The 23129-nt window shown below is 47.6% G+C and carries 16 protein-coding genes; 13 read left to right on the top strand and 3 right to left on the bottom strand.

Annotated elements, in window-relative coordinates; genetic code table 11:
* The first annotated feature begins 6 nt into the window (after positions 1–6).
* The 12 genes from QFZ51_RS00830 to QFZ51_RS00775 all read left to right on the top strand — a co-directional run bounded on the left by QFZ51_RS00830 (position 7) and on the right by QFZ51_RS00775 (position 19487).
* Positions 7–1296: a phosphate acyltransferase gene (locus QFZ51_RS00830; RefSeq protein ID WP_429042225.1), complete on the top strand. Its 1290-nt coding sequence runs from the start codon at positions 7–9 to the stop codon at positions 1294–1296.
* A gap of 219 nt (positions 1297–1515) precedes the next feature.
* Positions 1516–2547 (top strand): hypothetical protein, encoded by a 1032-nt coding sequence (locus QFZ51_RS00825; protein WP_370908434.1) that lies wholly within the window; start codon positions 1516–1518, stop codon positions 2545–2547.
* 62 nt (positions 2548–2609) lie between these two features.
* Positions 2610–3353 carry an MlaE family ABC transporter permease gene (locus tag QFZ51_RS00820; RefSeq protein ID WP_370908433.1) on the top strand — a complete coding sequence of 248 codons (744 nt, stop codon included), beginning with the start codon at positions 2610–2612 and terminating at the stop codon, positions 3351–3353.
* Between the two features lie 2 nt (positions 3354–3355).
* Entirely contained in the window at positions 3356–4171 is an 816-nt protein-coding gene (locus tag QFZ51_RS00815) for an ABC transporter ATP-binding protein (RefSeq protein WP_429042222.1), read from the top strand.
* 226 nt (positions 4172–4397) lie between these two features.
* Positions 4398–5285 (top strand): succinate--CoA ligase subunit alpha, encoded by an 888-nt coding sequence (gene sucD, locus QFZ51_RS00810; RefSeq protein ID WP_370908431.1) that lies wholly within the window; start codon positions 4398–4400, stop codon positions 5283–5285.
* Between the two features lie 146 nt (positions 5286–5431).
* Positions 5432–11464 (top strand): alpha-2-macroglobulin family protein, encoded by a 6033-nt coding sequence (locus QFZ51_RS00805; protein ID WP_429042219.1) that lies wholly within the window; start codon positions 5432–5434, stop codon positions 11462–11464.
* Between the two features lie 72 nt (positions 11465–11536).
* Positions 11537–12571, top strand: coding sequence for an NAD(P)/FAD-dependent oxidoreductase (locus QFZ51_RS00800; RefSeq protein ID WP_429042217.1), 1035 nt, complete (start codon positions 11537–11539; stop codon positions 12569–12571).
* A 144-nt stretch (positions 12572–12715) separates the two neighbouring features.
* Entirely contained in the window at positions 12716–14467 is a 1752-nt protein-coding gene (aspS, locus tag QFZ51_RS00795; protein WP_429042215.1) for an aspartate--tRNA ligase, read from the top strand.
* A 294-nt stretch (positions 14468–14761) separates the two neighbouring features.
* Complete coding sequence (locus QFZ51_RS00790) at positions 14762–15337, top strand: glucosaminidase domain-containing protein (RefSeq protein WP_429042212.1); 576 nt, start codon at positions 14762–14764, stop codon at positions 15335–15337.
* 20 nt (positions 15338–15357) lie between these two features.
* A complete protein-coding gene (locus QFZ51_RS00785; protein WP_429042209.1) occupies positions 15358–16758 on the top strand; it encodes a hypothetical protein in 1401 nt (466 codons plus the stop codon).
* Positions 16730–18016: a GDSL-type esterase/lipase family protein gene (locus QFZ51_RS00780; RefSeq protein WP_429042206.1), complete on the top strand. Its 1287-nt coding sequence runs from the start codon at positions 16730–16732 to the stop codon at positions 18014–18016. The genes QFZ51_RS00785 and QFZ51_RS00780 overlap by 29 nt, the downstream gene beginning before the upstream one ends.
* Positions 18003–19487: an MBOAT family O-acyltransferase gene (locus QFZ51_RS00775; protein ID WP_429042200.1), complete on the top strand. Its 1485-nt coding sequence runs from the start codon at positions 18003–18005 to the stop codon at positions 19485–19487. The genes QFZ51_RS00780 and QFZ51_RS00775 overlap by 14 nt, the downstream gene beginning before the upstream one ends.
* Before the next feature lie 6 nt (positions 19488–19493).
* On the opposite strand, the gene QFZ51_RS00770 is transcribed toward QFZ51_RS00775, so the two are convergent.
* Both QFZ51_RS00770 and QFZ51_RS00765 read right to left on the bottom strand, forming a co-directional pair.
* Complete coding sequence (locus tag QFZ51_RS00770; protein WP_429042197.1) at positions 19494–19643, bottom strand: hypothetical protein; 150 nt, start codon at positions 19641–19643, stop codon at positions 19494–19496.
* A complete protein-coding gene (locus tag QFZ51_RS00765; protein WP_429042195.1) occupies positions 19640–20413 on the bottom strand; it encodes a helix-turn-helix transcriptional regulator in 774 nt (257 codons plus the stop codon). The genes QFZ51_RS00770 and QFZ51_RS00765 overlap by 4 nt, the downstream gene beginning before the upstream one ends.
* Positions 20414–20585: 172 nt before the next feature.
* Between QFZ51_RS00765 and QFZ51_RS00760 the strand changes: the two genes are divergently transcribed.
* Positions 20586–21914, top strand: coding sequence for a porin (locus QFZ51_RS00760; RefSeq protein WP_429042193.1), 1329 nt, complete (start codon positions 20586–20588; stop codon positions 21912–21914).
* A 5-nt stretch (positions 21915–21919) separates the two neighbouring features.
* On the opposite strand, the gene QFZ51_RS00755 is transcribed toward QFZ51_RS00760, so the two are convergent.
* Positions 21920–22969, bottom strand: coding sequence for a sensor histidine kinase (locus tag QFZ51_RS00755; protein WP_168771500.1), 1050 nt, complete (start codon positions 22967–22969; stop codon positions 21920–21922).
* Positions 22970–23129 lie beyond the last annotated feature (160 nt).

Raw genomic sequence — 23129 nt, 5'->3', positions numbered from 1 at the left:
GAGGCCATGAAACTGGCAGCAGTAAGGGCTTTGGCCGATATGGCAAAGTCGCCGGTGCCAGATATCGTAAACCTGGCCTATAATGAAAGAAATATTTTCTTCGGACCGAAATATATCATTCCCAAGCCACTGGATCCACGCCTGCTCAGCACAGTAGCGCCTGCCGTCGCCAAAGCGGCAATGGAAAGCGGTGTAGCGCACCAGTCCATCACCGACTGGGAAGCATACCGGAATGAACTGAATCACCGCCTGGGACTGGACAATCAGCTTTTCAGGATCATTGGTACCAAAGCCCGCCGCGACCCGAGAAAGGTTGTTTTTGCGGAAGCAGATAACCTGAAAGTGCTGAAAGCCGCACAGGTAGTGAACGACGAAGGTATCGCCTACCCGATCCTGTTGGGTAACGAAGCCCGCATCCGTGAACTGATGCTGGAAAACGCCATCGAAATTGATGATGTGGTGATCATAGATCCGAAGAGCGAACAGATGAAGGAAATGCGTCACCGCTTCGGTGACCTGTTTTTCAAGAAACGTCAGCGCAAAGGACTGAACCTCTACGAGGCGCGTAAAATTATGCGGGAACGTAACTACTTCGGCTGTATGATGGTAGAAACCGGGGAAGCAGATGCCCTCATTTCCGGCCTCACCCGTAAGTATCCTGATACCATCCGCCCGGCGCTGCAGGTAATTGGTATGGAAGACGGCGCAAAGCGTGTAGCCGGCATGTATATCATCCAAACCAAACGCGGACCGCTATTCCTCGCCGATACCACCGTAAACTTCAACCCCACGGCGGAAGAACTGGCGGATATCACCATGATGGTAGCAAAGGAAGTGAAGCATTTTAATATGACACCGCGTATTGCCATGCTGTCGTATTCCAACTTTGGCAGCAGCCAGACGCCGGAAGCGCAAACCATGAGCAAAGCCCGCGAAATAGTGAAGCAACGTGATCCTTCCCTCATTGTAGATGGAGAAATCCAGGCCGCCATGGCTTTCAATAAGGAAATTCTGAAAGATAATTATCCGTTTACGGAATTACTGGAAGAAGAAGTAAACACACTCATCTTCCCTAACCTGGCCGCCGGTAATATCGCTTACAACCTGTTGCAGGAAGTGGCCGGATTTGATGCCATCGGTCCCATCCTGTTGGGAATGAAGAAGCCGGTACATATTCTCCAGCTGGGCAGCACCGTACGGCAAATCGTAAACATGGTAAACATCGCCGTGGTAGACGCCCAGGAGAAATGCTGCAGAGACGAGAAGAACGGGAAGGATAAGAAGAAAAAGAAGTAAAATGCAGCGGGTTTTGTCTTTCCCGCTGATTACGCTGATTATACTGATTTTTACTTTTGGATTTTATAAAGGATTAAGGGAGATGGAAGCGGAGATTCGCTTTTATCTCCCTTAATTATTAAATCTAAAAATCTTAAAAAAATCAAAAAAAGTAAAATCAAACTAATCAGTTTAATCAGCGTAATCAGCGGGAAAGACAAAATCCGCTATATTTATCCCATGCAAACCATCTCCCGAAAGAAGATATTTTTTCCGATTAACTCTGCTTTCCGCAATTACCTTAAAATGTATGAGCGGGAAGTGAAGCTGCCGATATCTTACGAGGAACTGCGGTATTACGATCAGGCGATATCGGTGTACGACAAGGAAGGGAAAGATACTTTGTGGGAAACCGTTTTTTATCCACAGAGTATGGTAGGGTCCATTCATGCAGGGTTAAAACGGGTGTACTCCATTCTGAAGGCCGGTGGCGACCAAACGGCGGAAGAGCACCTGCATATTGAGCGGATCGACTACTGCACCTTTGGGAATTCCCATCCTTTCCGGATTAAGATTGTTAATAATTACAACGAGGTATACGATTATTTTTATATCAAGATCGCCGATGCCTCCCGTATTTATGGATTGGAACTGGAGCATATTTTATCCCCCTACTGGATGAACTTTCTGATCGATGGTAATACCCTCGTGGAAGAACATATTGCCGGGGTGCCTGGCGATCAGTTTATTCTTCACTACCTGAACAGGCCCGAATTTAACCCGAAGCGTATTGCCAAGGAATTTGTAAAGTTCAATGAACGGTGCTTTGTACGGTTGCTGGGCGACATGCGTTCCTATAATTTCATTTTTGATATTACCCCGGATTTTGATGATGTACAGTTCCGTATCCGTGCCATTGATTTTGATCAGCAGTTTTACGAAGGCCGGCGTACTTTATATATGCCGCAGTACTTCAAAGAGAACCGGATATTCGTGGACCTTGCCATTAAACATCTCAATGCAGAAGTGGTAAAACAGTACCAGCAGGAAGAACGTGCGGTAATTGCCCGCCGCATTAAAGTGCAGCGGCATCGCATCAAAGACCTCAGGGATGTAATCATGACAGACCGCGTTTCTTTCCCCGAAAAGATCCAGCAACTGGGCGATGAGCTGGCAGAATATTATCATGATGCCGTATTTTCCCGTTGCAAAACGATGGGAGAGATCATTGAACGCAGTTTGAAGCGTTTGCTGGTAAGTAGTTTACGCTAAGCCCTGCATTAAATCTTAAATTAGGATATGATTGAAAAAATCCTTCCTATCTTTGATCAGTTATGGAGTTCAAATTCTTCTATCATTTCGGAAACTTCCTGCTCATGCTCAAAGGCATGTTTTCCCGCCCGGAAAACATGAAGATGTACTGGAAGCAATTTATGCAGCAATGTGTGGATATCGGCGTAGGGTCGTTTGGGATAGTATTTATTATTTCCCTGTTTATGGGAGGGGTAACTACCTTGCAAACCGCCTATCAGCTGGTAAGTCCTATCATTCCAAAAAGTACCATCGCACAGGTGGTAAGAGATACTATTATCCTGGAATTTGCGCCAACGCTTACCTGTATTGTACTGGCGGGCGTAATCGGATCAAAAATAGCTTCGGAACTGGGTAACATGCGGATATCCGAACAGATTGATGCCCTGGAAATTATGGGGATCAATACCAAAGGATACCTGATAGCGCCTAAAATTATGGCCGCCATACTGATGATACCGGTCCTGGTAGCCATTGCGGGTTTCCTGGGTATCTGGGGTGGCAAGGAAGCAGGCGTGCTTTCGGGCATTATATCTTCCGAGCAGTTTATGCAGGGGCTCCGCCAGGAGTTCAAGGCATACAACGTATTTTTTGCGATGGCCAAATCCTATACTTTCGGGTTTATTATTGCCAGCGTATCAGCTTATTACGGCTATAACGTAACCGGCGGCGCACTGGAAATAGGTAAAGCCAGCACTACTGCCGTGGTGGTAAGCTGCGTGCTGATATTATTCATGGACTACGCATTAACGGCCATATTACTGTAATCATGATTGAACTGCAAGACATAAGAAAGGGTTTTGGGGACAAGGAAATACTGAAGGGCGTATCAACCATAATGGAACCCGGTAAGGTAAATCTCATCATTGGCGCCAGCGGTAGCGGTAAAACCGTGATGATGAAGTGCATCGTAGGACTGATGGGAGTGGATGATGGAAAGATACTGTACGATAAGCAGGACTTTACCGCCATGGATGAAAAAGAGAAAAAGGTAATACGCCAGGAAATAGGCATGCTGTTCCAAGGTTCTGCCCTGTTCGACAGTATGACCGTTGAACAAAATGTGATGTTTCCCCTGGAAATGTTTGGAAAAGGCACGCTGAAAGAAAAGAAGGCCAGGGTAGCAGAATGCCTCGAAAGGGTACAGCTGAAAGAAGCCGCAAAAAAATTCCCCGCTGAAATCAGTGGCGGGATGAAGAAAAGGGTAGGCATCGCCCGCGCCATTGTGCTCAACCCGAAATACCTTTTCTGCGATGAGCCCAACTCCGGTCTGGACCCGCAAACCTCCCTGCTTATTGATAAGCTCATTACAGAACTCACCCAGGAATACAACATTACTACCGTGATTAATACCCACGACATGAACACCGTAATGGAAAGCGGCGACCATATTGTATATATGTACCAGGGCCAGAAACAGTGGGAGGGTAGCAATAAAGATATCGTGTTCAGCAAGGACCAGAAATTAAACGACTTCATTTTTGCCTCCGAGTTCCTGCGAGAAGCAAAAGAAATGCGGCAGCTGGAATTATTTAAAGATGGAAAGTGGCGGGATCAGCTGAAAAAGGAACAGGGAGAACAGTAATGTTTATATGTATATGATTGCCAGTTAAAAAGATAATATATAATATTTAAATCTGTTGTTATTGGCACTACCTGCCCGGGTACTCTCCTCATTTATTGCCAATTATTTTCCAAACCAATTGGTAGCTTTATCTTAAAGGCACTAAATTGCAGAATTATGGAAATCGGCTTATTTTTGCCGTCCAGAAGAATCAGACATATAATATTAAACCAATAAAACAAGCGCGATGAGTGTTTTAGTTAATAAGGATAGCAAAGTGATTGTTCAGGGATTTACCGGTACTGAAGGTACTTTCCACGCTACACAGATGATCGAATACGGTACCCAGGTAGTGGGTGGTGTTACACCCGGTAAAGGTGGCAGCACACACCTGGAACGCCCGGTGTTCAATACGGTAGCCGATGCAGTAAAGGCAACCGGAGCGAATGTTTCTATCATTTTTGTACCTCCTGCATTTGCAGCTGACGCAATCATGGAAGCTACCGAAGCAGGTATTGCTCTGGTGGTATGTATCACAGAGGGTATTCCTGTACAGGATATGATCAAGGCGAAGAATTTCCTGCAGGGTACAACTACCCGCCTCATCGGGCCAAACTGCCCTGGCGTTATCACGGCAGATGAAGCTAAAGTAGGTATCATGCCTGGCTTTATCTTCAAAAAAGGTAAAATCGGTATTGTATCCAAATCCGGTACTTTGACCTATGAAGCAGCCGACCAGGTAGTAAAAGCCGGCTTAGGCGTATCCACTGCCATCGGTATTGGTGGCGATCCAATCATCGGTACACCTACCAAAGATGCGGTAGAACTGCTGATGAATGATCCTGAAACAGAAGGTATCATCATGATCGGTGAAATTGGCGGAAGCATGGAAGCGGAAGCTGCCCAGTGGATCAAAGCAAACGGTACTAAACCCGTAGTTGGTTTCATCGCTGGTCAAACCGCGCCTCCGGGACGCCGTATGGGGCACGCCGGTGCTATCATCGGTGGTGCTGAAGATACCGCTGCTGCAAAAATGAAGATCATGGCAGAATGTGGTGTTCACGTAGTGGAAAGTCCTGCTAACATTGGTAAAACAATGGCAGAAGTATTAAGCAAAACTGCAGCCCTGGCATAATTATCTGCCGGTAAAAATATATAAGGTGAAAAGTGAAGGGGATTTATTCCAACACTTTTCACCTTTTTTGTTCCCCTTTATGGAAACCATGCCTGCACCGGCATCCTTCAGTAAAAGAATTAACTTACTGTAAATAACGATCCCATATGCGTTTATTCATCGGAATATTCATTGTTTTAATCTTTAGCAACAATAAGATGATGGCCCAGTTCAACTACGATAACTCCTGGAAGAAAATTACAACACTGGAAGATAAGGGATTACCTAAATCAGCCCTGGAAGTAGTCAACGATATTTATGCCCACGCAGTAAAAGACAAGGCAACGGCACAGCAAATCAAAGCGCTCATCTACCAGATGAAGTACAACGCGCAGATCAACGACAGCAGCACCCTGCTCAATATGCAGAAAATCGACGGGGAAATTACTACTGCTTCCGGCGCGCAGAAAGCTATCCTGCAAAGCATCAAAGCAGAAATGCTGTACCGGTATTTTCAGAATAACCGCTACCGGTTCTACAACCGCACCGCCATTGCCGGCGATGAAGGAACAGATGTAAGCACCTGGGGAGCCGGCCGGCTGCACCAGGAAGTTACCGCCGCCTACCAGGCGTCGCTGTCTGGCCGGGAATTACTGGAAAAAACAAGCCTCACTTCCTTTGAACCCGTTATCGTTAAAGGAAATACCCGGCCACTGCGGCCAACCCTGTACGATCTGCTGGCTCACCGCGCCCTGGATTATTTTAAATCCGGGGAAGCTACCATTACCAACCCTGCCAACCAGTTTGAACTTACGGACCCTGCTGCCTTTGCGCCCGCCGCCACCTTTGCAGCACATCACTTCACCAGCGCCGACAGCACTTCCCTGCAATATCAAGCCCTGCTGATCCTGCAGGAACTGATCCGTTTGCATGCCGGCGATAAAGCCGCCTTACTGGATGTGGATGTGGAAAGAATGGCCTGGATAAACCTGGTGGCAGTAATGGAAAATAAAGAGGCGCTTTATCTCCAGGCGCTCGACCAGATGGTATTAGCCTACGAGGGGCAAAAAGAGGTGACCACTGTAATGGTAATGCAGGCATCTTATTATATGCAAAAGGCAGATGACACGGAAAACGGGAAAGGAGATAATATGCAGAAAGCGAAAGCTATCTGTGAAAAGGCGGTGGCGTTGGCGCCTGAATCGGGCGGTGGCGCATCCTGCGCTTATATGCTGGACCAGATTAACGAGCAATTCCTGGAACTGGCAACAGAAACGGTGAATGTACCAGAGCTGCCGTTCAGAACACTGGTGAGGTATAAGAATATTAATAAGATCTACCTGCGTGTTTTTAAAATAGATGAAACCTTCCTGAAGCTGTTACGCAAGGCGCAGAGTAACTACCGCGACCAGGGCAATACTTACTGGCAGCTGATGCTGTCGCGCCCGGTCATCAAATCCTGGGAACAGGCCCTGCCCGATCCGGAGGATTATATCACTCACAAGGCGGAAATCAAAATAGATGCGCTGCCAACCGGCCATTATATGCTGTTGTCCAGCGCTGATCCGAAGTTTGCACTGAAAAATAATCCTATGGCCATGCAAATGACCTGGGTATCCAATATCAGCTATGTGGAAAACGGTACTACCTATTATGCCTTGCATCGTACCACCGGTAAACCATTGGCTGGCATCAACCTGCAATTGCTGCGGAATAAGAACAACAATACGGAAGAATGGACGCTGGTGGAAAACCTTACTACCAGCAACGATGGCCGTGTAAAGCCAGCTCCCATAAAGCAAAATAATAACCTGCGGTTGCATTGGAAAAATGGTCAGGATGAGCTGTATATCGACTCACATCGTTACTATTATACCAATAATGAGCGGAAAGAGGAACCCAAGGCCCAAACATTCCTGTTTGCCGATAGGAGCATTTACCGCCCCGGGCAAACCATCTACTTTAAAGGAATTGTTTTAAAGAAACGCACCAACGAAACCGGCAGTGACATACTCACGGATTACAAAACTACCTTGTCGTTGTTCGATGCCAATGGCGATAAAGCAGATTCCATTAAAGTAACCACCAATGAATTCGGCGCATATTCCGGGAAATTTATATTGCCGGAAGGACGTATGAACGGCGGTTATAGCCTGAGAGACGAGGTCGGCAACGGGTACCTCGCTTTCCAGGTAGAAGAATACAAACGCCCAAAATTCTATGTGCAGTTTGATACCATAAAAAGTACTTATCGTATAGGGGATACCGTTACTGCCAATGCAAAGGCCCTGGCCTTTGCAGGTAACAATATCGACGGCGCCAAAGTAACCTACCGCGTGGAGCGGCGGGTGCGTTATCCTTACCCATGGTTATTTTATAAGATAGCCGCCCCGTACGGTTCTTCCCGTGAAATTGCTCATGGAGAAACAACTACAGACGCCAACGGCGCTTTCCATGTACAGTTTCCAGCACTCAGCGATAAATCTGTAGACCCGGCCACCAAACCGGTATTTACCTACGTAGTACATGCCGATATAACAGATCTTAACGGCGAAACCCGCAGTGGCGACCAAACAATAAGTGTGGGCTACCAGTCGATGGAAATTGTGGTAAACGCGCCGGCTCGCCTGCAACGGGATGATTTCAAGGACGTAAGGATTTATTCCCGCAACCTGAACGGCGCATTTGAACCAGCTAACCTTACGGTGCAGATAAAACCGCTCACTCCCAACAAGCGCCTGTTGCGTCCCCGCTACTGGGAAGCGCCCGATCAGTTTGTAATGGACGAAGCCAGCTACGTGCAGGCGTTCCCGGTAGATATCTATAAATCGGAAGATGATCATAAAAACTGGCCCCGCCAGGCGGCAGTGATCCAGGAAACGGTTAAAAGTAACCCCGAAGGGAAAGCAGTGCTGGATATCAAAAAGCTGGCCCCTGGATTTTATGAACTGGAAGTAAGTGCAAAAGATAAAAACAACGAACTGGTTGTTCAGAAAACAACCTTCGAGTTGATAGACGCTCATCCGAAAACGTTACCAGCGCCGGTATATTTGTGGTCCTATCCTGCTGCTGCAGTAGTGTCGCCGGGTAAAACGGCCACCATCCTGCTGGCTTCTTCTGCAGGTAGCGTGCACCTGATTCAAACAAAGAAAACGGTAATTGCACCGGAAGTACTTTCCACATTGGAACTCTCCGGTGTAAAGCAGCTGGATTTTCCCGTTACAGAAAATGACCGGGGAAATATATCGCTGGCCTATGTGTTTGTAAAAGATAACCGGGTGTTTACCGTTGAGCCAACCGTAACAGTCGCCTGGGACAATAAAGACCTGCAGATAAAACTGGGCACCCATCGCGATAAATTATTACCGGGAGAAAAAGAAAAATGGACCGCACAGATATCCGGATATAAAAACGAAAAAGCCGCCGCTGAAATGCTTGCTTCCATGTATGATGCATCCCTGGATGAGTTTGTGCCACACAAATGGTACCAGCCAGCTATCTACCCTTATGTAAATAATATACTGAGGTTTAACGGGGGGGAGAATTTCAAAATGGATGTGTCTACAGGACTGTATGACCGTGATGGAAAAGTACATCCGGCGGAGGAAAAGAACTATGAAATGCTGAACCTGTTCGACTGGAACATGATGGATGGCGCCGGCGGAGAACGGATCATGATACGAGGGGCTGCCTCTACAAAAAGAATGAAAGCATCTGCCCCGGTAGGTGGCTTCGCACCCGGTGTAGCCCTGCAGGAAATGGCGCCAGCTCCGGCAGCAGCAGTGGCCAATGACGCCATGGGTTATAAAGCCGTTGACACCCAATCGGCCAAAGAAAAAGCGCCGGCAGGCGGCGAGGAGCCAATCGCTCCTGCTATCCGTAAAAACTTCCAGGAAACTGCCTTCTTCTTCCCCGATCTCCGCACGGATAAAGACGGCAATATCACCTTTGAGTTTACTGTTCCGGAAGCCCTCACCAAATGGAACTTCCAGGGTCTGGCACATACAAAGGATCTGGCTTTCGGTTATACCAACGCCAGTATTGTTACACAGAAAGTGCTGATGATCCAGCCCAATACACCCCGGTTTGTACGCGAAGGAGATAAAATGGAATTCACCGCTAAGGTGAGCAACCTGTCGGACTCCCAGTTGATAGGCCAGGCACACCTGGAACTGCTGGATGCTACTACCATGCAACCGGTGGATGGATGGTTCCAGAACATTTTCCCGCTGCAACATTTTACGGCCAAAGCAGGACAAAGTACCGTGGTAAGCTTCCCGATCCAGATCCCGCACGGGTTCCAGAGCGCGCTCATTTACCGGATTACTGCCCAGGCAGGGAATTTCAGCGATGGAGAAGAAAATGCATTGCCCGTGTTAACCAACCGGATGCTGGTCACAGAATCGCTTCCATTACCGGTTCGCGGTGATGGCAAACACGACTTTACCTTCGGTAAATTACTGCACAGCGATTCTTCCCAAACCATTGTACAACACGGCGTTACCGTGGAGTATACCAGCAATCCCGCCTGGTATGCGGTACAGGCGTTACCCTACCTGATGGAATTTCCGTATGAATGCGCCGAGCAGGTATTTAACCGCTATTATGCCAACGCATTGGCTACACATATTACCAATGCCACTCCCGGTTTAAAGGACATCTTTGATAAATGGAAGATCACCGATACGGCCGCATTGCAGAGCAACCTGGCGAAGAACGAAGAGCTGAAATCAGTGTTGCTGCAACAAACGCCGTGGGTACTGGAAGCAAAAAATGAAGCGCAGCAGAAAAAGAATATCGCGCTGCTGTTCGACCTGCAACGGATGCAGAAGGAAAGAAAATCAGCACTGGATCAGCTGGCAGCGAAACAATTGCCGGATGGCGCTTTCCCATGGTTTACCGGTATGTGGAAAGACCGTTTCCTTACACAATATATTGTTGCAGGCTTAGGTCATTTGCAGCAGCTGACTTCAGAAAAAGATCCGGCAGCTACCGCAATGGCCATGAAGGCCATCGACTACCTCGATAAAGAGCTCGATGCAGATTACTATAGATTGATCAAAGCAAAGGCTAACCTGAAAGAAGAACAGATCAACCAGGTGCAGATCCACTACCTGTACGCCCGCAGCTTCTTCGACAAACCCGTACCGGCTGCCATGAAGAAGTCGTTTGACTTTTACTACGCCCAGCAGCAGAAATACTGGACGAAGCAAAGCCGGTATGCACAAGGCATGATTGCATTATCGCAGTTCAAAAAGAATGACCAGGTAACGCCGGCGGCTATATTAAAATCGCTGAAGGAAAATGCCATGAACAGTAAAGAACTGGGTATGTACTGGAAAGATGTAACCGGTGGTTACAACTGGTACCAGGCGCCTATTGAAACACAGGCATTACTGATTGAAGCCTTCCAGGTAGCAGGAAAAGACGCGGGGGCAGTGGCAGATATGAAAACCTGGTTGCTGAAAAACAAGCAAACTAATAACTGGCATACCACCAAGGCGACCGCAGACGCCTGCTACGCCATGCTGCTGCAGGGCGCTAACTGGCTGGCTGCTTCTCCCGAAGTATCCATTCAACTTGGAAATACTACGGTGAAACCCGCTGCCAAAGAAGCCGGTACCGGCTATTTTAAAGAAAGGATAGACGCCAAAGCCGTGAAACCGGATATGGGCAACATCAGCGTAACTGTTAGCGGCAGTAAAGGTCAACCTTCCTGGGGCGCCGTGTACTGGCAGTACTTTGAAGACCTGGATAAAATTACTGCTGCTGCCACGCCGCTGGTACTGGAAAAAGAACTGTTCAAAGAAGTGAACAGCGACAAAGGCCCGGTACTTACTAAAATCACCGATGGCAACGAACTGAAAGTAGGAGACAAAGTAAAAGTGCGGATTGTGCTGCGCGCCGACAGGCAGATGGAATACATCCACCTGAAAGACATGCGGGCGGCTTGTTTTGAGCCTACCAATGTAATCAGTGCCAGCAAGTGGCAGGATGGATTGAGCTATTATGAAAGCACCCGGGATGCCTCCACAGATTTCTTTTTCAGTTATCTGCCCAAGGGAACTTATGTGTTTGAATATACATTGTTTGTTACCCATCAGGGTAAATTTTCCAACGGTATCAGCACCGCCCAGTGTATGTATGCGCCGGAATTTTCCGCACATAGCAGCGGCCTTAATGTAAAAGTAACCGAGTAATAACAGTAATATAGTTCAGAAGGGCTGGTGGACATCTCCATCAGCCCTTTTTTTATTGCTAATTTTGAGGCTATGAGGAAAGCAGATTACCTTATCATAGGGCAGGGAATTGCGGGAACCATGTTAAGCTGGTTCCTCTTGCAGGCAGGGAAAAAAGTAATTGTTATTGATGATGCAAAGCCAAACAGCGCTTCCAGGGTAGCTGCCGGGATCATGAACCCGGTATCGGGCCGCAGGTTTGAACCGGCCTGGATGTATGATACCATTTATCCTTTCGCAAAAGCCACGTACACAGCGTTGTCGGATCTGCTGCAGGTGCCGGTTTTCACGGAACGTCAGCTGTGGACGGTTTTCCCTTCGCTGCAAATGCGGGAAGCTTTCCTAAACAAAACTACCGGCAATGAATATACGGAGCTGCCAGCGGCACTGAAATATGAAGCCTTCCTGGATCAGCCCCATGGTGCAGCCATTGTACATGGCGCTACGGTGAACCTCCGTGCATTGTTGCCGGCTTACCGGCAGTATTTAAAGGCACAGGAGGCGCTGCTGGAAACTCACCTGGATGTGGCGGACCTGGAAATTACGGAAGATGGGGTTACCTATAGAGATATTGCCGCCGCCAAAGTTATCTTCTGCGATGGAGTAGGTACTACCGGGCTTTCTTTTTTTAAGGAGATAAAATTTTTACCCAATAAGGGAGAAGTATTACTGGTGAAGATACCTGGGCTGGAAACCGGGGACATTATAAAGAAAGGCATTACGCTGGTACCGCAGGACAATGGATTGTTCTGGGCGGGGTCTTCTTTCGTATGGGATTACGAGGATGACCACCCAACGGCAAAGCAGCGGGAAGTGCTGGAAAAAAGCCTCGCACAGCTGCTGAAGGTCCCTTATGAAATAGTGGACCAGTTATCGTCGGTGCGGCCATCGGGAAACGACCGGCGACCAATAGCGGGTTTTCACCCTGCGTTACCGTCTGTGGGCTTATTTAACGGGCTAGGCACAAAGGGATGCTCGCTGGCGCCTTTTATGGCGGCGCATTTCAGGGATGTGCTTGTTGCTGATGCGCCACTGATGCCGGAAATAGACCTCGTACGATATTTTTAACATACACCGGGCATAAAATGCCCGATCCAAACCGTATCTTTGCCCCCCTTATGGGTATAAGTGAACAACTGGATAGTGGTCGCCAATTGATGATTACTTATCCCGTAATTCAACCATAAAACTAACTAAATCAACTATTTACGCATGTATAGGACGCACACTTGCGGGGAATTACGAATGGAACAGGTGGGCCAGGAAGTAACTTTGGCCGGATGGATACAGACAGTAAGAAAGTTTGGCAGCATCAATTTTTTTGACCTGCGGGACCGTTATGGTATTACTCAACTGCTGTTCGGTGAAAGCCTGAACGCAAAACTGGATGCACAGCCACTTGGCCGTGAATTTGTGATCCAGGTAAAAGGTACCGTAACCGAGCGCTCCAGTAAAAATAAAAACATTCCCACTGGTGATATTGAAATCACCGTGAGCGATTTTACCATCCTCAATGCGGCTAAAACACCGCCGTTTACTTTGCAGGATGATACCGACGGAGGTGATGAGCTGCGGATGAAATACCGCTTCCTCGATCTGCGCCGTAACATCGTAAGACAAAACCTGGAACTGCGCTACCAGGTAGGACGTGCTGCACGTAACTACCTGCACACCGCTGGTTTTATGGATATTGAAACGCCTTTCCTGATCAAATCTACCCCGGAAGGCGCCCGCGATTTCGTAGTACCGAGCCGCATGAACGCCAATGAGTTCTATGCGCTGCCACAGTCGCCGCAAACCTTTAAGCAATTGCTGATGGTGAGTGGATACGATCGCTACTACCAGATCGTGAAATGCTTCAGGGATGAGGATCTGCGTGCAGATCGCCAGCCGGAGTTCACACAGATCGACTGTGAAATGAGCTTTGTGGACCAGGAAGATATCCTGGCTACCTTTGAGCATATGCTGAAGCATATCTTCAGGGAAATAAAAGGAATCGAATTCCCGGATGCTTTCCCAAGGATGACATTCGATGATGCCATGGAATATTATGGTAACGATAAACCGGATATCCGCTTTGAAATGAAGCTGGTAAACCTGAATGATACCGCAAAGAATAAAGGCTTTAAAGTATTTGACGATGCGGAACTGGTGGTAGCGATTGCAGCTAAAGGTTGTGCCGAGTACACCCGCAAACAGCTGGATGAACTGACCGACTGGGTAAAACGCCCGCAGATAGGCATGAGCGGGCTCATCTATGTCCGTTATAACGCGGATGGTACATTGAAGAGCTCTGTGGATAAGTTTTTTGACGAAGAACAACTGAAATTATGGGCGCAAAAATGTCAGGCGCAACCCGGAGACCTTATCCTGGTGCTGGCTGGCAAGGAAGAGCGTACCCGTAAAGCAGCCAGCGAACTCCGCCTGGAAATGGGTGAACGCCTCGGTTTACGCAACAAAAACGACTTTAAACCGTTGTGGGTAATAGACTTTCCGTTATTTGAATACGCCGAAGAGGAAAACCGCTGGGTGGCCCGTCACCATCCGTTTACATCACCAAAGCCGGAACATATCTCGCTGATGGATGATCCTTCACAATACGCTAAAATTAAGGCTAACGCCTACGATATAGTTTTAAATGGCACAGAAGTAGGTGGTGGCTCCATCCGTATTTTCCAGCGCGACCTGCAGCAGAAAATGTTTGCAGCTCTGGGAATGAGCCGGGAAGAGGCAGAACATAAATTTGGCTTCCTGTTAGGCGCCTTTGAATATGGCGCACCGCCGCATGGAGGCATCGCTTTCGGATTCGACCGCCTCTGTTCGCTGCTGGGTGGCAGTGAAAGTATCCGTGACTTTATCGCCTTCCCGAAGAATAATTCCGGACGCGATGTAATGCTGGATGCGCCTGCTGCGATAGACCAGGTACAGCTTAACGAATTGAAGATCAGCCTGGTAAAGCAATAAGCCACTTATTAAATGGCAGAAGCTGCTATTGCCGGCATGGTCTTTGCAAAAGAGAATGCTTTTTGTCGCTAAAATCCCCTTTGATATGGCCAACTGCTGCATCAAAGGGGATTGACACAAATATGAGGTACAATTTTTTTTAACAAGAGATTAACGGGTTAGATAAGAAAAAGAGAACAACGTATTATTTAAATTTTTAAAGTAATATTGCGGTGTGATCATCGTTGATATGTGAGGTAAGAAATGATGCTGAAAACAAAGAAGGAACTATCACCTGTATCAAAAAATACTACCATGAGAATTTCAACATTCTTTAAGAGGACAGTATGGTTATGTGCGGTGTTATTATTGCTAATGCTCAGCAATGTTGGGTTTGCACAACAATCCACAAACAGTTATTTAAAGAAATTTAAACCGGTTTCTGTAGAATTAATGCAGGAAACTGGTATCCCGGCAAGCGTTATCCTCGGAATAGCGATGCTGGAATCAGGCACCGGAACAAGTAGAAACGCAAAGTTGTTGCACAACCATTTTGGAATTGTAGGGAAAAATAGCATTTCCAAGGCAAAACCAGGAGCACGGTCCGTGTACAAACAATATGTGTCAGACATGGCTTCCTATGAGCATTTTGTGGAAGTACTGGCACGCAAAAAGTGGTTCGGCGAAATGAAGGGAAACCCCGAATTTACACTGTGGCTCAAGAAAATGAACCATAGCGGTTATTCATCTGCCGGCCATGAATGGATCAGACGAGTGACAAATATTATTAACCGCTATAAATTGTATAAGCTGGACGCAGGTATGGATAGCGTGGCAACGGAATCAGAAAAATGGTTAACCGTAGGCATGCCGGCAGCAGGCGATCAGTGATGTGCAACAGATCATAAACTATGTCCGGCAAAAATAAGTCTGCCTATCCGTTCTATATTATTCTTGGAACTTTAGTTTGCGTAGTAGGGCTGTCACAGCTCAATTACACCTTTTCATACAAAGACTTTCAATTCCGGAAGCTGGATATGTTGTCAGATCTGAGAACAAATGCTACTTCCCCGGACCAACAAAAGCTTACTGCAGCCGGCAACGACAGCAGTAAGCTTTCTGGTTTAGACAGCACCGGCGCTAATCCGCATGTGCCTAATCCGGACCATACCCACGACTTTATGTCGTATACAGGTATCATGGAATACGCTTCCCCCGTACCTGGCGACTCCATTGTAGGAATGAAACAATTCCTCGCTGCCCTCAAAGAACTGAAAGCCGGTAAACGCCGCAAAGTAAGGATCGCCTATTTCGGCGATTCCATGATTGAAGGCGACCTGATTACCGGCGACCTGCGCGACAGCTTGCAACATTACTTCGGCGGCGGCGGCGTGGGGTTTGTTCCCGTAACCTCTGTGGTAGCATCTTTCAGAACTACCATTACACATACCTTTTCAACCGACTGGAAAGATTATCACTACAAGAATTCACCACCATCCAACGTTACCCTGGGTTTATCGGGGCATACCTTTTATCCGGGCGGAAACAGCTGGGTGAAGTATTCTCCTGTGAAAAAACCGTTGCTCGACAAATTCCGGGAGGTCTCCATACTGTACGGCCCTGCTGAAGCCGGCGCGGTTACTATTAACGACAAAGCCTACACGCTTTCTGGTGCAGCACCGGTGAACCGGCTGGACCTGCAACAGGATACCGGCGCTACTTCGGTAACGCTCCGCAACGCCGGAAGCGCTATGCCTTTTTATGGCGTTTGTTTTGAAAACGGGGATGGTGTTTATGTGGATAATTATTCGTTCAGAGGTATCAGCGGCGTGGAACTGGGCCGCTTGTCCGCCAGTATGGTCCGCCGCATGCAGCAGGAACGTCCTTACGACCTGGTAGTAATGCATTACGGCGCCAATGTATTGTTCCGCCCGGAGCTCACTGACTACAGCTGGTATGAGCGACCGATGAAGAAAGTAATGGACTCACTTCGCCAGGACCTGCCGGCAACTTCATTCCTGATCATTGGTACTGCCGATAAATCTTACAGAAAAGCTGATAAATATATTACCGCACCCGGTGTGGAAGCATTGCTGAAAGTACAGCATAACCTGGCCGCCGGTCATGGTACAGCCTACTGGAACCTTTTTGCCGCTATGGGCGGAGAAGGCGCCATGGTAAAGTGGGTAGAGGGAGACACGGTGATGGCCAACAAGGACTATACACACTTTAACAGGACGGGAGCAGCCAAAGTAGGATCGCTGCTTTACAAAGCTATTATGAATGAATACAGTCAGGCACAACAACCTTAGCACAAAATGGGTGGCAGTGCTTTTACTGATACTCAGCGGGTTTAGAACTTATGCGCAACAATCAGCAGATGCCGGGGCTATCCAGCAGGACACTGCCTTGTACAATGTATTTTCCCTGCTCCATGAGGCAGATAGTAACGTGATATCCATTCTGCATCTGGGCGATTCCCACGTGCAGGCAGGATTTTTTTCACTAACGGTGGCGTCCCTGTTGCAGAACCAGTTTGGTTATGCGGGCAGGGGATTTGTTTTTCCATATAACCTGGCCGGCACCAATGGCCCAGAGGATTTCAAGTGGAACAGCACTGCGAGATGGGCATCGGAGCGGGTGGTAGACCGCAATAAATCTGATGTGCTGGGTCCTGGCGCTATTACCATCATTTCCCAGAACGATGCGCCTACCTTGTCTTTCTCCGGCAAAACGGACGGATCTATGGACAATAACTTCCGTAAAGTAACCCTGCTGTATGATGCCGGAAATACCAACAACACATTGGTAGTACCGGATGCTACTGTAACGGTAACGCCTGCACCTTTTCCCGGCTCTTCCACTCTAAGCAAAGCCACCCTCGATTTTTTACAAACGTCGCAATCTTTCCAGGCAAGATGGGAAGGCACGGGGAGCGGTCCTTTCCGGTTTTATGGCGCCATTATGGAAAACAGCCGCAACGGAGTGCTGTATCACAGCGTTGGCATCAACGGTGCGATGTTTCAACATTACAACGAAATCAGCAACATCCTGGTGGCACAAATGGCCGTGCTGAAACCAAAACTGGTCATCATTTCCCTGGGTACCAATGAAGCCTATGGCGGCAGAATGGACCCGCTGGCCTTCAGGGATGAAATAGATAAAACGGTAACACTCATCCGCGAACAAGATCCTTCCGTAAATATCCTGCTGACCACACCACCGGATTGTATGCGCGCAGTGCGGAAAGCCACCCGGAAGAAAATAGGCAAAAAGAAATACAGAACAATATATCATACCGCGTATTATCCCAATCCATATATCTCTATGGTGACGCAGCAAATCATGGGCTATGCCCGTCAACATGGTATTGCCTGCTGGAATTTTAATGCGGTGAATAAAGCACAGAAAGGTAGATTTGCAGGAACATGGGCGCCCGACCATATTCATTTTAATGCACGGGGATATCAGTTACAGGGACAACTATTGTATGAAGCCCTGCAACGTTCTTATACACATTATCTACAGCAAACAAAGAAAAATCCAGTAACCTCCGATGATCGACATTAATAAACTGTTATACGAACTGTCGTACCATGAGTCAGACCCGGTCCTTTTTAACAGTGGGTTCTTCTTTTATTATTTTGCGCTATTCCTGATGTGTTACCTGCTGGTAAGCAGGAGTAAAACCGCAAGGGTATGGGTGTATACAGTATTCTCGCTTTACTTCTTTTATAAAGCCTGCGGCTATTATGTAGGACTGGTCATACTTTCAGCGATTGTGGATTTTAATTTGTCGAGATGGATCCATGAAAGCCCCGACAAAAAAGTGAAGAAATCGTTGCTCATACTGAGCATCTTTTTGAATATAGGGTTGCTGTTTTATTTCAAATACACCAACTTCTTTATAGGGATGATCAACGACGTTACAGCGGGGCATATTTCCACGCTGAAGCTGATCCTGCCCATTGGTATCTCCTTTTATACTTTCGAAAACCTGAGCTATACCATAGATGTTTACCGGGATGAAATTAAGCCGGTGGATAATTTCATGGATTATCTTTTCTTCCTGTCTTTCTTCCCGAAACTGATGATGGGGCCTATTGTGCGTGCGGCAGATTTTATCCCGCAGATCTCTATGCCTTACCGTCTCAGTTCTGAAGACATTGGCAAGGGGATGTACCTGATCATGGGGGGATTGTTCAAAAAGATTGTGATCTCAGATTTCATTTACCAGAACTTCGTACAATACATATTTGATGATCCCAGCAAGCATACGGGTTTGGAATGTTTGATAGGTGTGTATGGTTATGCGCTGGTGATTTATTGCGACTTCTCCGGTTATTCCGATATGGCGCTGGGTATTGCCCGGTGGACCGGCTTTAAGATTCCGCCTAACTTCGATTCTCCTTACCAGAGTTCTTCCATTACAGAGTTCTGGCGCCGCTGGCATATCTCGCTGTCCAGCTGGTTGAGAGACTACCTGTATATACCACTGGGTGGTAACCGCAAAGGCAGGGTGCGCCAGTATGTTAACCTGGCGTTGACGATGCTGATTGGTGGCTTCTGGCATGGCGCCAGCTGGAACTTCATTTTCTGGGGGGCGATGCACGGCGGTGCGCTGGCACTGGATAAAGTGCGTATCGACTATCTGAAGAAAAGTAAAACAGTGATCACCGGATGGAAAGCCAGTTTCCTGAAGGTTATGGGAGTGCTCATCACGTTCCACTTTGTGTGTTTCTGCTGGGTGTTCTTTAAGGCATCTACCTTCCACGATGCATGGTCGCTGATCCACCAGGTGGTATACGACTTCCAGCCTGAAATTGCCCTGGAGTTATACAATGGTTATACCGCTGTATTCTGGGTAATGGTACTGGGCTTCATCCTGCACTTCCTGCCTTCAAAAGTGGAATTTTCTGTAGAGAAAATACTGGGACGCATCCCTGTAGCCGGGAGCGTAGCTATCATGGTAGCTTTCATCTGGTTGCTGGTGCAGGTGAAAAGCACGCAACCTATGATCCCGATTTACTTCCAGTTTTAATATGATTTATCTTTTTTGCCAGGGGATGTAGATTTCAGATTCGTTTTCGCCGGTGAGTGAAATAAAGAAATGGTTACCGCTCATTTTGAAATATCCTGCCCGGCAGCTGTTGTTAATGAACTCGTACATGGGTAACCCTGCGGCTGCAAAGCTCATGGGCACCGGTAGCTTTTTGTAGTTGCCTGCCGGAACACGTTTCGTAAAAAGACTGAAGGGCTCCTGGAATGAACTCCGTACCTGGTTATGCGCTTTATCGTATTCATTTTGCAGGGAATCATAATACCTACATACATCAACATCCTTGAATAGTCGGTAACAGGTACGATATCCAGTGTGCCGGTGATGATCATGGCGCCGGGCAGTTCCAGGGAAGTTTTAATAGCATACAGCTGCTTTTGGTAGTTGCCGAGGTAGTCCACCATTGTTTTCACCGGATCGCCGGTCCGTGGGAGGATATTATAATACAGCTGGTAATCCTGCAGTTTTATGTCCTCGGTCCGGTCTGGGGTGAAAATAACATGCTGCGGATCATCATGCGGAGTAGAAGCAATTTTTGTGCGTGCCAGGGTATTCTTTTCATTTATCAGGTAAAGCCTGTTGCGGAAGCTGATGGGCGCTTCGTCAAAGAATTCCCGGAAAGCTTTGGTAAAGCTGGATTGCGTGTATCCGCACAATTCACTGATCATTCCTACACTGTAATCGCTGTGACGCAGGTACCCTGCGCCCGCTTCCAATCTTCTTAGCTTAGTAAAATGGATATAAGACATCCCATACATTTCTACAAACTTGTGCGAGAAGTTGCCAACAGATTCGCTGATCAGCGCAGCTACTTCTTTCAATCCGCGATCCCCCTGCGGATCGTCATGGGAAAGGGCAATCGCCTGTTGTATTTTCTTCTCCCAATGGTTAAAAGTTGATGTTTTCATGGACGCATATTTTTGGAGTAAACTAATTTACACGAAAGTCTGCCGGCAGCAGGTGAGCCGGCCGGAACGGGAGCGGATTAACGAGCTATTAACGATTTAAGCCCTTCCGGTTTAAACAACTGGATTAAATAAAGGCTAATTCTATACTTTTGCGCAATAATTTCAGAACCTGATGCGCACTGCCAGAATTATTCCGATCGTTATTTTGATGTTATGTTTCACGGGAACTGCCCGTGCGCAATTCCTGATGGATATGATAGACACTACCACTGAAATGGGAAAGGGGATGATATCCATGTACATGAAGTACGATGCACTGCGTTTTAGCGGCTATATCCAGCCCGAATTCCAGATGGCGCAGTCGAGGGGTGCCCAGGGGTATGCGGCGGGAAATTTCCCCGCGGCAGTGGATAATCGCTTTACCCTGCGACGGGGGCGTATCCGGGTGGATTATGAGCGCTACAACAAACAGGATATGCCGGTAGTGCAGTTTGCTTTCCAGTTTGATGGAACAGAGCGGGGAGTGAACATCCGTGATTTCTATGGTCGTTTTTTTGAGACGAAATTCAATTTATTCTCGCTGGTGGGAGGGATGTTTGCCCGTCCTTTTGGTTATGAGGTGAACCTGTCATCGGCGGATCGTGAAACCCCTGAGCGTGGGCGGATGTCACAGATCCTGATGAGAACGGAGCGCGATCTTGGCGCCATGATATCTTTTGAACCCCGCCGCAAGGATCATCCGCTGCGCTTCCTGAAAATAGATGCGGGTGCTTTCAACGGGCAGGGGCTTACAGCTACCACTGATTTCGACAGTCATAAAGACTTTATAGGCCGCATATCTATTAAGCCACGGAAAATAAAGGGCACCAAAAGCCAGTTATCGGGCGGTGCATCTGTACTGTACGGCGGCATGCAGCAGTTTACAAAACAGATCCATACCATGGGTACCGCCAATGGGCAGCCCGTCTTTACAGTGGATTCGTCCGTATCCAATGTAGGAAAAATTGCGCCCCGGCATTACTACGGCGCAGATGTGCAATGGAAAATTTCCAACGGGGAAGGGAAGGGATTCACCCAGTTCCGGGCGGAGTATCTCCGCGGACGGCAAACAGCTACTGCACTTACCACGGAAACGCCGGGCGTTATACCGGTTGGACCGGAAGGAAGACTGCTGCCCCTTTATATCCGCAATTTCGACGGGGCCTATCTCTATTATATTCAAAACCTCGGCAACGCAAAACACCAGGCCGTATTGAAGTATGACTGGTACGATCCCAATACAAAAGTAAAAGGTAAAGATATCGGCGCTCCGGGCGCAGGACTCACCCCCGCGGATATACGCTACAATACCGTAGGCATCGGCTACCTGTATTATGCAAACGAACACCTGAAGTTCATGGTGTATTACGATTGGGTGACCAACGAAAGCACTGAACTGGAAGGGTACAGGGACGACCTAAAGGATAATGTGCTTACCTGCAGGATGCAATACCGTTTCTGATTATTTTATTCTCTTCCGGATTCCATGGTAAATCCAAACGTACTGCCTATTTCAGGTTTGCTGCGTACGGTAATGGACTGGTCGTGGGCTTCCACAATGTGTTTTACGATGGCAAGACCAAGCCCGGTGCCGCCAATATCGCGGCTGCGCGCCCTGTCGGTACGGTAAAACCGCTCAAATACACGCGGCAGGTGTTCTTCCGCCATCCCGATGCCATCATCGGAAATTTCTATCAGCACCCTCTTTCCATCCATGCTGTAAACGCTGGCAATGGTATGTCCGTCGGGTTTGCCATATTTTATGGAGTTATCTACCAGGTTAATGAGTACCTGGCGGATCTTTTCTTTATCGGCGTATACCGGCTGCGGCGCTTCACAGCCCTTTTTGATACTGAACTTAATGCCTTTGGTATTGGCTTTCAGCGACAGGGTATCAAATACATCTTTGATCAGGTCCTGGATCACAAATACTTCTGCGTTCACGGTCATTTCGCCGCTTTCCAGCTTGGATATTTCGTCCAGGTCGTCGATCAGCCGGCAAAGGCGGTCGATGTTCTTGGTGGCGTTTTTCAGGAACAGCTTATTTACATTGGGATCTTCCAATGCGCCGTCGAGGAGGGTGTGAATATAGCCCTGAACGGCAAAAATAGGCGTTTTGAGCTCATGGGAAAGGTTCAGCAGGAACTCCTTACGGAACTCTTCATTCCGGCGCAGGTTGTCCAGTTCTTCTTTTTTCTGGCTGGCCCATTTTTCCACATCTTCACTTACTTCTTCAATGGTTTTCAGGGGAAGAATATTCTTTTGGAAAAACTCCTCTCTCTTGGACGCTTTTGTTTGGTAGATGAATTTATAGATCAGCTTTATCTTCCTGTAAATAAAATTCTGCAGGGTATAAAGATAGAGGTAATAGGATACCAGGAAAGTCAGCACAAAGGCTCCCACTACTACTTTCCAATTGCCATCTATCACCAGGCTGCCCAATGCGATGACGGCTGATATCACAAGGGCTGTAAATCCCGCTAACTTCTGGGGGGACAGGTTTTTTGCTTTAAACATACTCCAAAGTGAGTAATTAAGGTAATAATGGGAAATTACTTTAAATTTTTTACTTGACAACAGTAATGGCTTTTGACCGCCAGCATTCAGCTGCCGGAGAACAATGTTTGGTGGGATCTGGACAGGCTGCCGGCACTGAAAGGCCAACAGCCAAAGGCTA

The sequence above is a fragment of the Chitinophaga sp. W3I9 genome (genome assembly GCF_050434025.1).
Taxonomy (GTDB): domain Bacteria; phylum Bacteroidota; class Bacteroidia; order Chitinophagales; family Chitinophagaceae; genus Chitinophaga.
This window is presented reverse-complemented; position numbering and strand designations above follow the sequence as displayed.

What these genes read in the sequence shown, in the direction of transcription:
- QFZ51_RS00785 (WP_429042209.1), top strand. Translation starts at nt 15,358, where the DNA reads ATGTCCGGCAAAAATAAGTCTGCCTATCCGTTCTATATTATTCTTGGA.
- QFZ51_RS00775 (WP_429042200.1), top strand. Translation starts at nt 18,003, where the DNA reads ATGATCGACATTAATAAACTGTTATACGAACTGTCGTACCATGAGTCA.
- QFZ51_RS00765 (WP_429042195.1), bottom strand. Translation starts at nt 20,413, where the DNA reads ATGAAAACATCAACTTTTAACCATTGGGAGAAGAAAATACAACAGGCG.
- QFZ51_RS00755 (WP_168771500.1), bottom strand. Translation starts at nt 22,969, where the DNA reads ATGTTTAAAGCAAAAAACCTGTCCCCCCAGAAGTTAGCGGGATTTACA.
- sucD (WP_370908431.1), top strand. Translation starts at nt 4,398, where the DNA reads ATGAGTGTTTTAGTTAATAAGGATAGCAAAGTGATTGTTCAGGGATTT.
- QFZ51_RS00790 (WP_429042212.1), top strand. Translation starts at nt 14,762, where the DNA reads ATGAGAATTTCAACATTCTTTAAGAGGACAGTATGGTTATGTGCGGTG.
- aspS (WP_429042215.1), top strand. Translation starts at nt 12,716, where the DNA reads ATGTATAGGACGCACACTTGCGGGGAATTACGAATGGAACAGGTGGGC.
- QFZ51_RS00825 (WP_370908434.1), top strand. Translation starts at nt 1,516, where the DNA reads ATGCAAACCATCTCCCGAAAGAAGATATTTTTTCCGATTAACTCTGCT.
- QFZ51_RS00800 (WP_429042217.1), top strand. Translation starts at nt 11,537, where the DNA reads ATGAGGAAAGCAGATTACCTTATCATAGGGCAGGGAATTGCGGGAACC.
- QFZ51_RS00770 (WP_429042197.1), bottom strand. Translation starts at nt 19,643, where the DNA reads ATGAGCTTTGCAGCCGCAGGGTTACCCATGTACGAGTTCATTAACAAC.
- QFZ51_RS00805 (WP_429042219.1), top strand. Translation starts at nt 5,432, where the DNA reads ATGCGTTTATTCATCGGAATATTCATTGTTTTAATCTTTAGCAACAAT.
- QFZ51_RS00820 (WP_370908433.1), top strand. Translation starts at nt 2,610, where the DNA reads ATGGAGTTCAAATTCTTCTATCATTTCGGAAACTTCCTGCTCATGCTC.
- QFZ51_RS00780 (WP_429042206.1), top strand. Translation starts at nt 16,730, where the DNA reads ATGAATACAGTCAGGCACAACAACCTTAGCACAAAATGGGTGGCAGTG.
- QFZ51_RS00815 (WP_429042222.1), top strand. Translation starts at nt 3,356, where the DNA reads ATGATTGAACTGCAAGACATAAGAAAGGGTTTTGGGGACAAGGAAATA.
- QFZ51_RS00830 (WP_429042225.1), top strand. Translation starts at nt 7, where the DNA reads ATGAAACTGGCAGCAGTAAGGGCTTTGGCCGATATGGCAAAGTCGCCG.
- QFZ51_RS00760 (WP_429042193.1), top strand. Translation starts at nt 20,586, where the DNA reads ATGCGCACTGCCAGAATTATTCCGATCGTTATTTTGATGTTATGTTTC.